The organism is Kocuria sp. KH4, from assembly GCF_053711175.1.
Genome location: NZ_JBSJYX010000039.1, coordinates 1 through 12,625 on the forward strand (window position 1 = coordinate 1; position 12,625 = coordinate 12,625).

The following is a 12,625-nucleotide window of genomic DNA, read 5'->3' on the forward strand; positions in this document are numbered from 1 at the left end:
GTGCCCCCACGATGCCCCTGCCCTCCCGCCCCCACCGCGCGCCCCGCGCCGTCCCGGCCCGCCGCCTGCTCGCCCTGGGCGCGGTGACGGCCCTGCTCGCCACCGGCTGCGCGTACGCCGCCGGGGCCCCCTCCGGTGCACCCGCGCCCACCGTCACGGCCTCCACCGGGTCGCCGACGACCCCGGCGCCGAGCGCGACGCCGAGCGTGACGCCGACCGCCCCGGACCCGGCCGGCCCGCAGCCGGCCGGCGTAGTGGTGCTGCCCGACGACGCCGCCGTGGCGCACAACCCTGTGGACCCGGTGGTGGTGCGCACCGGCCGCGGCGAGCTGGGCGAGGTCGTGCTCGTGCCCGCCGCCGGCGGGGAGCCCGTGCCCGGCGAGCGCTCCGCGGACGGGCGCACCTGGACCAGCACGGACGTCCTGGCCTTCGACACCGCCTACGTGCTGCACTGGACCGCCGCGGCCGGCGGCACCACGAGCACGGGCACGAGCACGTTCAGCACCGTCCCGGCGGCCCAGGAGGTCGACGCCCGGGTCAACGTGGCGGAGGGCGGGGTCTACGGCACCGGCCAGATCCTGCAGTTCACCTTCTCGGAGCCCGTCCTGCACCGCGACGAGGTCGAGCGGGCCATCACCGTGCGCGGCGGCGGCGACCGGGCCGGGGCCTTCCGCTGGTACTCCGACACCGTGCTGCGCTACCGGCCCGCGCAGACCTGGGAACCGCACTCCGAGGTGACCGTCTCCCTCGACCTCCTGGGCCTGGACGTGGGCGGCGGGATGATCGGCAACCACGACGTGCGCCGCAGCTTCTCGATCGGGGCCGAGCACTACGCCCGCGTCGACGACGCGACGAAGACGCTGACGGCCTACGTCGACGGCGAGGTCGCCGGGACGTTCCCCGTCACGCTCGGCAACCCCGACTGGCCCTCCACCACGGGCCGGAAGGTCATCATGGAGCAGGCCCCCAGCTACCTGTTCAAGGCCTCCTCGCTGAGCCTGCAGCCCGGCGACCCGCACTGGTACGAGACGTTCTGGGCCTCCAACGTGTCCCGGCTGACGGCCAGCGGCGAGTTCGTGCACCAGGCCCTGCCCTCGGCGATGCCCGTCCTGGGCCGGGCCAACGTCTCGCACGGGTGCGTGGGCATGTCCGCCGAGGGCGCGAAGTTCATCCACGACGTCTTCCGCCCCGGGGACGTCGTGGAGATCGTCGGCACCGGGTACCCGCAGGCCGACCCCGACGACGGCTACGGCGACTGGAACATCCCGCTGGCGCACTACGCCGACGAGTCGTGGAAGGGCAACTGGTGAGCCGCCGCCGCTGAGGTCCCCGGTGGGTAGGATCGGGACCGACCGGCGCGGTCCCGCCCGCGCCGGGCCCCCGAGCACCCCCGACCGAAGGACCCGCCCGTGCCCTCCTCCAGCAACGACAAGGCTCCCTGGCAGCAGGCCGGCTCCGCCGCGGCGGACGCCCGGCGCGGCGAGGACCCGGTGTGGACGGGGCTGCTGCCCGCCGTCCCGCCCGCGGACCCCGCGCCGGGCGCCGCGCCGGAGCCCGGCCGCGACGGCGCGACCGGCCTCGAGGGCGGAGCCGGGACGGCGGGGAGCGCCGCCGGGGCGGACGGCTCCGGGCGGGCCCCGGGCGGCTCCCGCGCCGTCGGCGCCGCCGACGTCGGGCAGGACGACGAGCCGGACGAGGAGGCCCGCCGCCGGGCCGCGCTGCGCCGGGACGCGCTGGCCGACGAGCCCCGGTTCCCGCGCCTGCAGCAGGTCTTCCTGGCCCTGCTGCTGCCGCCGGTGCTGCTGGCGGCGGCGGTGCGCGCGGTGGCCACCCCGCTGTTCCTGTGGGCGGAGTACCACCGGCCCGGCTTCCCCGCGGACCGCTACGGCTTCTCCACCGGCGAGCGGACGGTCTACGGGTCCTACGGCCTGGACTACGTGCTGAACTGGGCTCCGCCCGAGTTCCTGGGCGATCTCGTGGGCCCGGGCGGGGACCGGCTGTTCCTGGCCTCGGAGGTCGCGCACATGACGGACGTGAAGATCGTGCTGCAGAGCGCGCTCGCCGCGGTCGCCGTCCTGGCCGTGCTCGGCCTCGTGTCCGCCCTGTACCTGCGGGCCAAGGCGCCGGGGGCGGCCTCCGGCGCCCTGTTCTTCGGGTCGTGGCTGACCGTGGTGCTGCTGGTGCTGCTGGCCGTGGCGGCGGTGCTGGGCTGGCAGCAGTTCTTCGCCCTGTTCCACTCGGTGTTCTTCGCGGAGGGCTCCTGGACCTTCCGGGTCTCCGACACCCTGATCCGGCTCTATCCCACCCAGTTCTGGATGGACGCCGCGATCGCGGTGGGCGCGCTGACCCTGCTCGGCGCCCTCGCGGTGATGGCCGCCACCTGGCCCACCGCCTTCCGCCGGCACCGGGCCCTCGACCGGGTGCGCCGGCGCCAGGAGCTCAAGCGGCGGCTCGCCGGGCGCTGACCGGGCGGCCGGGGTCCGGGCGGCCCGGGTCCGGGCGGCTCAGATCCAGGCGGTGAACCACATCCGCTGCCGCCACTGGTCGTAGGGCACCGTCTCGGCGTACCAGACGGGGGCGAAGTGGGCGCTCAGCAGCAGCACCGCGGCCGTGAACACCCCGGTCACCACGAGACCCGCCCGCCGCCGGCGCACGGAGTCCTCCGGCCGGCCCAGCACCAGTCCCAGCATCCCGGCCAGCATCAGCATCAGGACCGGCTGCACGGGCAGCGCGTAGAAGTAGTACATGGTGCGCTCCGGGTACAGGTACCAGGGCAGGTACCCGGCGGCGAACACGCCGAGCAGCGCCCCCCAGCGCCAGTCCCGGCGCACCGCCCACAGCCACGCCGCCACGAGCACGGCGGCGATCCCCGTCCACCACAGCAGCGGGTTGCCGATGTTGAGCACGGCCTGGGAGCAGTGCTCCACCGTGCACCCGGCCGCACCCTGCTCGGGGGCCTCGTAGAAGTAGGAGGTGGGCCGGCCCAGGGTCAGCCACAGCCACGGCAGCGCCTCGTAGGAGTGCTCGGTGCCCAGACCGCTGTGGAAGCCGTAGGCGGAGGAGTGGTAGGCCCACAGCGAGCGCAGGGGGGCGGGCAGCCACAGCACGCCCTCGCCCGGGTGCTCCTGCGCCCACCGGCGGTCGTAGGCGTCGGTCGAGGTGAGCCAGCCCGTCCACGTGAGCACGTAGACCACCGCTCCCGTGCCGACCACCGCCAGGAACGCCGGCACGCCGTCCTTGAGCACCGCGGCCGGGAACCAGCGCCGGATCCCGGCCGTGCGGCGGGCGTTGAGGTCCCAGAGCACCGTGAGCACCCCGAGGCCGGCGACGAGGAACAGGGCGCTCCACTTCACGCCGACCGCCAGCCCGCAGGCCACGCCCGCGGCGATCCGCCACCAGCGCACCCCCAGCCACGGCCCCCACACGAGGCGGCGGGCCAGCTCCGCCTCCGGCACCCGCTCGCCCGGGGGCACCGCCAGCCGGGCGACCAGGCGGCGGCGGCCGTCCCGCCGGTCCAGCAGGAGCAGGACGAACGCGAGCAGGACGAAGAACATCAGGAACACGTCCAGCATCGCCAGCCGCGACTGCACCAGGTGCAGCCCGTCCACGGCGGTGAACAGCCCCGCGAGCGTGGCCACCGTGAGCGAGCGGAAGAGCAGCCACCCGGCGGCGCACACCAGCGCGATCGACAGCGTGCCGAACAGCGCCGCGGAGACGCGCCACCCCACGGGGTCCTCGGCGCCGACCAGCCACATCCCCCCCGCGATGAGCCACTTGCCGACCGGCGGGTGGACCACGTAGGACGGGCCGCTCAGCGCCTCGGGCGGAGTGCCCGCCACGAACAGCGCGTCCGCGTCCTCCGGCCACTCCCGCTCGTAGCCGTAGCGCAGCAGGGAGTAGGAGTCCTTCACGTAGTAGGTCTCGTCGAAGACGATCGCGTCCGGGTGGGAGAGATTGTGGAAGCGCAGCACGCCGCCCAGCACCACCACGAGCAGCGGCGCCAGCCACGCCGGGAGGGGCACCGCCGCGGCGGGCGGCAGCAGCCGGGCCCGCAGGGCGTCCGGGGCGAGGGACCGGCGCAGCGTGGTCACCGGGTCCGCGGCCCGGGTCACCGGGCCGGGGGCTGGGGCGCGCACCGAGGAACTCACGGAAGTCATCGTAGGGGACGGCTCCGGCCCCGCCCCGGACGCCCGCGGGGCCGGGCGGGTGCCCCGGGGGCGGGCCGTAGAGTGGACGCGTGCACACCGAACCCCACGACGACGCCCCGACCGCCGCCCCCGCCGACCCGGCCGGCGGCGCCGCGGGTCCCGGGCGGGTCGTGCTGGCAGGCACCCCGATCGGCAACCTCGGGGACGCCCCGCCCCGTTTGCGGGAGGCCCTGGAGACCGCGGACGTGCTTGCCGTCGAGGACACCCGCCGGTTGCGCCGGCTCACCGCCGGCCTGGGCGTCACCACCCGCGGGCGGGTGCTGACCCACCACGAGCACAACGAGGCCGGGCGGGTCGGCGAGCTCCTCGACGCCGTGCGCGCCGGGGCCACCGTGCTGGTCCTGTCCGACGCCGGGATGCCCACCGTCTCCGACCCGGGCTACCGGCTGGCCGAGGCCGCGGCGGCGGAGGGCCTGACCGTGACCGCCGTGCCCGGCCCCTCCGCGGTGCTCACGGCCCTGGCCGTGTCCGGGCTGCCCACCGACCGGTTCACGTTCGAGGGCTTCCTGCCGCGCAAGTCCTCCGAGCGCTCCGCCCGCCTGGCCGAACTGCTCGGCGAGCGCCGCACCATGGTCTTCTACGAGGCCCCGCACCGGCTGGAGGTCATGCTGAGCGCGCTGCAGGAGGCGTTCGGGCCCGGGCGCCGGGCGGTCGTCGCCCGGGAGCTCACCAAGCTGCACGAGGAGGTCGTGCGCGGAACGCTCGCCGAGCTCCTCGGCTGGTGCGCCGAGGGCCAGGTGCGCGGGGAGATCGCCGTCGTCGTCGCCGGCGCCCCCGCCCCCGAGGCGGCCCGCCCGGAGGACCTCGTGGCCGAGGTCGAGGCCCTCGTGCGCGGGGGCACCCGCCTCAAGGACGCCGCCGGGGAGGTCGCCGCACGCTGCGGGGTCGGCAAGCGGGAGCTCTACGAGACGGTGCTGGCCGCCCGCAAGGGCTGAGGGCGGGGCCTCACCGCGGGGCCCGTCCCGGGTGCGCCCGAGTTGACCCTGTGGTGCCTGCACGGACACCGCGCGGAAACACGGCCCGCCGAGAATCGGGGGAGCCGGGTCCCCGGCACCTCCCGTTCCTCCCGCATCGGAGCCATGCCATATCCTACGTGCATCCCTCGGACTTCGTCACGAAGATGATCGACGCCGGCGAGGCGAAGGTCTTCATGTCCACCCGGGACACCCTGATCCGGGCGTTCATGGCCGGGGCCATCCTGGCCCTGGCCGCGGCGTTCGCCGTGACCGTCACCGTGCAGACCGGCCAGGCGGTGGTCGGGGCGCTGCTCTTCCCGGTCGGCTTCTGCCTGCTGTACCTGCTCGGCTTCGACCTGCTGACCGGGGTGTTCACCCTGGTGCCCCTGGCCCTGATCGACAAGCGCCCCGGCGTCACGGTGCGCTCGATGCTGCGCAACTGGGGCCTCGTCTTCCTCGGCAACTTCGCCGGGGCGTTCACCGTGGCCGTGATGATGGCGATCATCTTCACCTACGGGTTCTCCACCGCGCCCAACGAGATCGGCCAGGCCATCGGCTCGATCGGGGAGGGCCGCACGGTCGGCTACGCGGACTACGGCGCCGCGGGGATGCTGACCCTGTTCGTCCGGGCCGTGCTGTGCAACTGGATGGTCTCCACCGGTGTGGTCGCCGCGATGATGTCCACGAGCGTCTCCGGCAAGGTGATCGCCATGTGGATGCCCATCCTGCTGTTCTTCTACATGGGCTTCGAGCACTCGATCGTCAACATGTTCCTCTTCCCCTCCGGCCTGATCCTCGGCGGCGACTTCTCCGTCATGGACTACCTGGTGTGGAACGAGATCCCCACCGTGCTCGGCAACCTCGTGGGCGGCCTGACCTTCGTGGGGCTCACCCTCTACGCCACCCACGCCAGGACGGGCCTGACCCGTCCCCGCCCGGCGGCACCGGACCTGCCCGTCGCCGCGAAGTGATCCGCCGGCGGGCCCCGGGCCCTCCGCGCCGTTCCACCCGTCCGCCGTTCCGCCCGTCCGCCGTTCCGTCCGACCACCGTTCCGTCCGACCACCGTTCCGAGGAGCACCGATGACCCCCATCATGAGCAGATCCGACGCCGCCGAGCTGGTGGTCGCCGCCCGACTGCGGCGCGGCCTGTCCTGGCACGAGATCGCCGAGCAGATCGGCGCCGCACCGGTGTGGACCACCGCCGCGCTGCTCGGACAGCACCCGCTGAGCGCGGAACAGGCCGGGCGGGTCTGCGAGCTCCTCGGGCTGGACGGGACGGTGGCCGAGAGCCTGCAGCGGCAGCCGTCCCGGGGCGCCGACCCGGCGCGCATGGCCGACCCCACGATCTACCGCTTCGCCGAGGCCCTGGCCGTCTACGGGCCGGCCCTCAAGGAGCTCATCCACGAGGAGTTCGGGGACGGGATCATGAGCGCGATCAACTTCCGGGTCGACGTCTCCCGCCGCCCGGACCCGGACGGCGACCGCGTCGTGGTCACGTTCGACGGCAAGTTCCTCGACTACCGGTGGTGACCCCGTCCCGCTCCCACCGGTGAGGTCCCCGTGACCGCTGGGCGGCGGGGACCCGGCGGTCAGGGCCGGCCACGCCATGTGGGCGGCAGCCAGCGGGCGCGCCGGGCGCCCGGCCCTCCGCGCCCGGCCAGTGCGGTGCGCACCGCAGCGAGGTCCTCGGGGCCGGCCTCGGGGGTCCACTGCGCCGCGGCCGGCGCGTAGAGGGCGCGCTCCGCGTCCCGGCCCAGCCGGCCCAGCGCGGCCGCGGCCGCGGGCACGGTCGCCGCGAGCCGGTCCACGAAGGCCCGTGGGGTCTCCGCGGCGGCCCGGCCCAAGCCGTGGTCGGCCGCGAGGTCCTCGAGCTCCGCCCAGCCCGCCGCCGCACGGGCGGCCGCCGGGGCGCCGACGTCCCCGAGCAGGCGCACCCGCCGCCGGCGCCGCCGGTCCCGCAGCAGACGGGGGAGGGCGGCGAGCAGGGCGAGCAGCGCCGCGGCCACCCCGCCGGCGAGCCACAGCAGCCGGCCGTCCGGTCCGGGGTCGGCCCCGGGGGCGGGTGCCGGGGAGGGCTCGGGCGTCGGCACGGCCGTCGGCGCGGCCGAGGGCGCGCCGCTCTCCTCGGGCCCGGCCGTGCTCGCCGGGGTGGGACCGCCGGTGGGCGCGTCGGTGGGCTCGGTGGAGCCCTCGCCCTCCGCAGGCTGCTCGTCGTCGGCGGCGCCCTCGGCGGCGTAGCCGGGCACGTCACCGGTGCCGGGAGTCGGCTCGAAGCGCACCCACCCGGCGCCCTCGAACCACAGCTCCGGCCAGGCGTGGGCGTCGCGCGGGAGGACGGTGACGGCGCCCCCGCCGGTCGCGGCGCCGCCGAACGGGTCCGCCGCCGCGGTGGACGGGGGCAGGTAGCCCACCGCCACGCGGGCCGGGATGCCCAGCTCGCGGGCCATGACGGCCATCGCCGGGGCGAAGTGCCCGGCGTAGCCGGTGCGGGTGGCGAGGAACCGCTCGAGCGCGGCCATGCCGCCGGCGTCGTAGCCCTGGGCGGCCGGGGCGTCCACGTCGTAGCGGAACTCCTCCGAGCGCAGCCACTCCTGCAGGGCCAGCGCCCGGTCGAACGCAGTGGGGGCGTCCCCGGCCCGGTCCCGGGCCGCCTCGCGCAGGGCGGCCGGGGTGTCCTCGGGCAGGTCGAGGAACGGAGTGAGCTCCGGGGTCCGCGGCGCGGCTCGTGCTCCGCGCAGCTGCGCGGACGTGGGCTCGGCGGCCACTGCCCGCACCTCGTAGGCGGTGCCCTCGGGCGGGACGCGGTCCCCGTGCACCGTGCGGTGCTGGGGGCTCACCGCCCAGTCGCCCGCCTCGAGCCCCGTCACGCTCACGGGCGCCCAGGGCAGGGGCAGCCAGCGCCCGGACCCGTCCCGCAGCCGCACGGCCACGCTGCGCTCGCCGGCCCCCGGTGCGGCGAGGTCCGTGCCGAGGGCGTCGAGGCCGGGCTCCAAACCGGTGCTGTCCGGGAACCACTCGGTCCCGGTGAAGTCGTCCAGCACGAGCACCCGCAGCAGCTCGGGCTCACCGGTGCTCGTGCTGTACTCCAGGCGCGGCCGCTGCTCCGCCGAGCGCAGGTCCTGCCCCACGGCCCGCAGCGGTCCCACCCCGGCAGCCGGGCCCCCGCCCGGTCCGCTGCCCTCGGGGAACGCGCCGTTGACGAAGCCGGGCACCGCACCGGGCACGAGCAGGGTCACGGCCAGCGCCCCGGCCACCACCACCAGCACCCGGGCCCAGGTGCCCGGGGCGGCGGCGGTGCGGGCCCCGCGGTCCGCGCCGAAGCGGCGGCCCCCGGCGAGCAGGAGCAGGGCCGCGAGCACGGCCGCGGCGGTCCCGGCCGGGCCGACGCTCCCGGGCAGCACCAGGGCGGGCAGCACCAGCGGGGCCAGCACGCCCAGGGCACTGGCCCCGGGCAGGCGCAGCACCACCAGCACGGTGTCCACGAACAGGGTCAGGAGACCCGCGCCGAGGGCGGCGACGAACGCGAGCGCCGTCGTGTCCGGGTAGGGGGCGGGCCGCTCCGCCGCGATCCCGGCGGCCTCCCGCCCGAGCTCCCCGGCCAGGGCGAGGCTGCCGGGCGTCGGCACGAAGCCCAGCAGCGCGGGCTCGCGCAGGAACACCACCGTGAGCACCAGCGCCAGGGCGCCCGCCCCGAACAGGGGCGCGAGCACGGACAGGCCCAGCACCCGCGCGGTCGCCGTCGCGGCCAGCACCGCGACCGCGGCCAGCAGGGCGCCGGGCACCCAGCCCGCGCCGTCGAGGACCGCGGCCGGCCCCACGAAGGACAGCACGACGGCCGCCAGCACCGTGCCGGCCAGGCCGAGCACGGCGGCCACGGGGCGCCGGGGCACCGCTGATCCGGGGGCGTGCCCGGGGGCGGCGGTCACCGCAGCGCCCCGGCCGTGCGGGACCCGGTGCCCAGGTGCGCCCAGGCCTCTCCCGGGGCGGTGGCCGCGGTGACGACGACGACGGACCAGCCCGCCGCCTCGAGCACCGCCGCACCGCCCGGAACCCGGTCGACGGCGGGGGCCACCAGCACCGCGCTGCCGGCGCCCGCCCGATGCGTGCCGTGCAGGATCCGCTGCGCGCCGGTCCGGTCCAGCTCGCCCGAGACCAGCAGCACCGGGTGGACCAGGCCGTCGCGGTCGAACCGGTCGGCCAGACCGTCGTTGGGGCCGGCCGTGCGGCCGCTGCCCCCGGTGCCGGCGGTCTCCCCGGGCACCGGCAGCGGCCGGACCCGCGCCAGCCCGTGCCGGGCGTCCTCCGCGGCGTCGTCGTCGACCGCGGTGACGCGCCCGCGGTCCCCGGCGTCGTCGTCCTCCCCGCCCCGGGGGAGGGGGCGGCCGCGGGTGTCCAGGGCGTGCACGGCCGTCTCCCGCTGCGTCAGGTGCTCCAGCGCCGCGGCGGTGAAGGACACGGCCCACTCGAACTCCGCCGTGCTGGGCAGCACCCCGGCCCACTGCCGCGCACCGGACCAGGCGGTGTCGTCGAGGTCCAGGAGCAGGGTGAGCCGCCGGATGCTGCGGGGGTCCTCCTGGCGCACCATGAGCGTGCCCTGCCTCGCGGAGGCGGCCCAGTGCACCCGGCGCACCGGGTCCCCGTGCCGGTACTCGCGCACGGTCACGTTGTCGGGGCCGGGCTGGGGCTGCGCGGTGCGGGCGGGGTCGGTGCCGGACGCGCGCAGCCGGTCGGCGCGGATCTCGGGCAGCTCCACGGGATCCGGGGCCACGTGCAGGGAGGTGCGCTCGGAGGCGTCGAGCAGCTCGGTGGTCAGGCCGAACGGATCGGCGACCCGCACGGTGGCCGGGCCCAGCGCGTACACCCCGCGCCGGCGGGGCCGGACGGTGTAGGCGGCCGGCTCCCCACCGGCCTGCACGCTCAGCACCCGGTCCCCGCCCAGGGGCCCGGGGACCCGCTCGTGCACGGCCACGGCGCCCGCGGCGCCGCGCCGGGACCGGTGCCGGACCCGCAGCCGCACCACGGCCGGGTCCCCGGCGGTCACCAGCGCCGGGTCCACCCCGCGCTTGAGCAGCACCCGGGGCCTGACCAGGTACAGGGACAGGGCCGCGAGCAGCGGGGCCCCGCCCAGGAACAGCGCCAGCGCCAGCACGTCCTTGCGGCCCAGCCAGGTGGCCAGCAGCAGGCACAGCGCCCCCGCCCCCAGGAACGCCCAGCCGCGGCCGGTGAACCGCGCGCGGGAGTCCACGGGCTGCTCCGCTCGCTCGCCGTCCTCCGCCCGCACGGTCTCCGGCCGGCGGCTCATCGGGACCGGGAGGCCGGCTCGGCCGGGACGCGGACCTCCGCCAGGACCGCCCGCACCAGCTCCTCCGCGGAGTCGGTGCCGGCCCGGCGGTCCAGGATCAGCCGGTGCGCCAGGACGGGCACCGCGACCGCACGGACGTCGTCGGGCAGGACGTAGTCCCGGCCGGCGAGCGCGGCCTCCGCCCGGGCGGTGGCCTGCAGCTGGAGCAGCGCGCGGGGGCTCGCGCCCAGCCGGATCTGCGGGTGCGAGCGGGTGGCCTGGCCCAGCGCCACCACGTAGGCGCGCACGGCGTCCGAGACGTGGATCCCGCGCACGTGGGCGACCAGGCGGGCCGCGTCCTCGAGCGGGACCACCGGGCGCAGCCCCTCCAGCGGGGAGCCGCCGCCGTGGTCGGCGAGCATCGCCGTCTCCGCGGCGGTGTCCGGGTAGCCCATGGAGATCCGGGCGGTGAACCGGTCCCGCTGCGCCTCCGGCAGCGGGAAGGTCCCGTCCATCTCCACCGGGTTCTGCGTGGCGACCACCATGAACGGGGAGGACAGCCGGTACGTGGTGCCGTCCGCGGTGACCTGGCCCTCCGCCATGCACTCGAGCAGCGCGGACTGGGTCTTGGCCGAGGCCCGGTTGATCTCGTCGCCGATGACCACGTTGGCGAACACCGGGCCGGGCTTGAACTCGAACTCCCGCCGGGCCTGGTCGTAGACCGCCACCCCGGTGATGTCCGTGGGCAGCAGGTCCGGCGTGAACTGGATGCGCGCCACCGACCCGCCGATCGCCGAGGCCAGCGTGCGGGCCAGCATCGTCTTGCCCACCCCCGGCACGTCCTCCACGAGCAGGTGGCCCCCGGCCAGCAGCACGCTCAGAGCGATGCGGGCGGCCTCGGGCTTGCCCTCGATCACCGTGTTGATCCGGTCCAGGACCGCCTGCGTGTACTGGGGGAAGGACTCCATGGGCTCCTCGGCTTCTGCTCGGGCGTCTGCTCCCAGTATGTCTGTCCGGCCGCAGCTCGTAGATTGGTCGGTGCCCGCGTGTTTCCCGCCCCGTTCCCCGAGTCCCCCGAGGTGCCGCCCGTGACCGACCCCAACGCCACCCTGCTCGCCGCCTCCCTGTGGCCCGACCCGGCGGCCCGGCCCGAGCCCGCCGCCGGCGAGGCCCCCGCCGCCTACGCGCCCGAGCACTACGCCGTGCCCGAGGACGCCCCCGCCGGGGAGGGCACCCGGCGCCGCTCCGCCCAGGGCGACGACGGGCGCCGGCGCAACCTCGCCTACCCCCCGGCCCCGGAGCCGCTGCCGCACCCGGTGGCCGACAACCACACGCACCTGGACCTGCAGGACGGCCGGGTCCAGGTCTCGGTCCGCGACGCCGCGGACGCCGCCGCGCTCGCCGGGGTGGGCGGGCTCGTGCAGGTCGGCTGCGACGTCCCCTCCTCCCGCTTCGCCGTGGCGGCCGCCCAGGCCGACCCCCGCGTGCTCGCCGCGGTGGCCCTGCACCCCAACGAGGCGCCGAAGCTGGCCGCCGCCGGCACCCTCGACGAGGCGCTGGCGGAGATCCGCGCCCTGGGGGAGCACGACCGGGTGCGGGCCTTCGGGGAGACCGGCCTCGACTACTTCCGCACCGAGGGGGAGGGCCGGGAGCACCAGAAGCGCTCCTTCCGCGAGCACATCCGCTTCGCCCGGGAGACCGGCAAGGCGCTGCAGATCCACGACCGGGACGCCCACGCCGACGTCGTCGCCGTCCTGCTCGAGGAGGGCGCCCCGGAGCGCACCGTCTTTCACTGCTTCTCCGGGGACGCGGAGCTCGCCCGGACCTGCAACGAGCACGGCTGGTACATGTCCTTCTCCGGCACCGTGACGTTCAAGAACAGCCACGACCTCAAGGCCGCGCTGCGCACCGCCCGGCCCGAGCTGGTGCTCGCCGAGACCGACGCCCCGTTCCTCACCCCGCACCCGTACCGGGGCCGGCCCAACGCCAGCTACGTGGTCAACTACACGGTCCGCGGCATGGCCGAGATCCTCGAGCAGGACCTGGAGACGCTGTGCGAGCGGATCTGGTCGAACACGACCGAGGCCTACGGCCCCTTCTGACCCGCCCGCGTCCCGCGCCGCCGCCGGACCTGCCCCCCCCCCCCCCCACCCCCCCCCCCCCCCCCCCCCGCCCCCCC

At 76.7% G+C, this 12,625-nt stretch carries 10 protein-coding genes; 6 read left to right on the forward strand and 4 right to left on the reverse strand.

Going from position 1 to position 12,625, the window contains the following annotated elements; all coding sequences use genetic code 11:
• A partial coding sequence (locus ACWCOM_RS18035; RefSeq protein WP_454550128.1) for an Ig-like domain-containing protein occupies positions 1-1,310 on the forward strand: 1,310 nt, incomplete at its 5' end.
• Between the two features lie 99 nt (positions 1,311-1,409).
• A complete protein-coding gene (locus tag ACWCOM_RS18040; RefSeq protein ID WP_454550129.1) occupies positions 1,410-2,465 on the forward strand; it encodes a TIGR01906 family membrane protein in 1,056 nt (351 codons plus the stop codon).
• Between the two features lie 39 nt (positions 2,466-2,504).
• Here the strand turns inward: ACWCOM_RS18040 and ACWCOM_RS18045 are convergent, their stop codons facing one another.
• A complete protein-coding gene (locus tag ACWCOM_RS18045) occupies positions 2,505-4,157 on the reverse strand; it encodes a dolichyl-phosphate-mannose--protein mannosyltransferase (protein WP_454550130.1) in 1,653 nt (550 codons plus the stop codon).
• An 80-nt stretch (positions 4,158-4,237) separates the two neighbouring features.
• On the opposite strand from ACWCOM_RS18045, the gene rsmI reads away from it, so the two are divergent.
• The 3 genes from rsmI (at position 4,238) to cynS (ending at position 6,695) form a co-directional block, all read left to right on the forward strand.
• Positions 4,238-5,143 (forward strand): 16S rRNA (cytidine(1402)-2'-O)-methyltransferase, encoded by a 906-nt coding sequence (gene rsmI / locus ACWCOM_RS18050; protein WP_454550131.1) that lies wholly within the window; start codon positions 4,238-4,240, stop codon positions 5,141-5,143.
• Positions 5,144-5,292: 149 nt separating this feature from the next.
• Positions 5,293-6,135 (forward strand): formate/nitrite transporter family protein, encoded by an 843-nt coding sequence (locus tag ACWCOM_RS18055; RefSeq protein ID WP_454550137.1) that lies wholly within the window; start codon positions 5,293-5,295, stop codon positions 6,133-6,135.
• 110 nt (positions 6,136-6,245) lie between these two features.
• Positions 6,246-6,695 carry a cyanase gene (gene cynS, locus ACWCOM_RS18060; protein ID WP_454550132.1) on the forward strand — a complete coding sequence of 150 codons (450 nt, stop codon included), beginning with the start codon at positions 6,246-6,248 and terminating at the stop codon, positions 6,693-6,695.
• A 59-nt stretch (positions 6,696-6,754) separates the two neighbouring features.
• Here the strand turns inward: cynS and ACWCOM_RS18065 are convergent, their stop codons facing one another.
• The 3 genes from ACWCOM_RS18065 to ACWCOM_RS18075 are packed head-to-tail and all read right to left on the reverse strand — an operon-like array spanning position 6,755 to position 11,414.
• The gene (locus tag ACWCOM_RS18065; protein ID WP_454550133.1) at positions 6,755-9,091 is read right to left on the reverse strand and encodes a transglutaminaseTgpA domain-containing protein; all 2,337 of its coding nucleotides are present in this window, start codon (positions 9,089-9,091) and stop codon (positions 6,755-6,757) included.
• On the reverse strand, positions 9,088-10,467 hold the full coding sequence (locus tag ACWCOM_RS18070) for a DUF58 domain-containing protein (RefSeq protein WP_454550134.1): 1,380 nt from the start codon (positions 10,465-10,467) through the stop codon (positions 9,088-9,090). Before ACWCOM_RS18070 ends, ACWCOM_RS18065 begins: the two co-directional genes overlap by 4 nt.
• Positions 10,464-11,414: an AAA family ATPase gene (locus ACWCOM_RS18075; RefSeq protein ID WP_454550135.1), complete on the reverse strand. Its 951-nt coding sequence runs from the start codon at positions 11,412-11,414 to the stop codon at positions 10,464-10,466. Before ACWCOM_RS18075 ends, ACWCOM_RS18070 begins: the two co-directional genes overlap by 4 nt.
• A 120-nt stretch (positions 11,415-11,534) precedes the next feature.
• On the opposite strand from ACWCOM_RS18075, the gene ACWCOM_RS18080 reads away from it, so the two are divergent.
• Positions 11,535-12,548: a TatD family hydrolase gene (locus tag ACWCOM_RS18080; RefSeq protein WP_454550136.1), complete on the forward strand. Its 1,014-nt coding sequence runs from the start codon at positions 11,535-11,537 to the stop codon at positions 12,546-12,548.
• Positions 12,549-12,625: the final 77 nt, after the last annotated feature.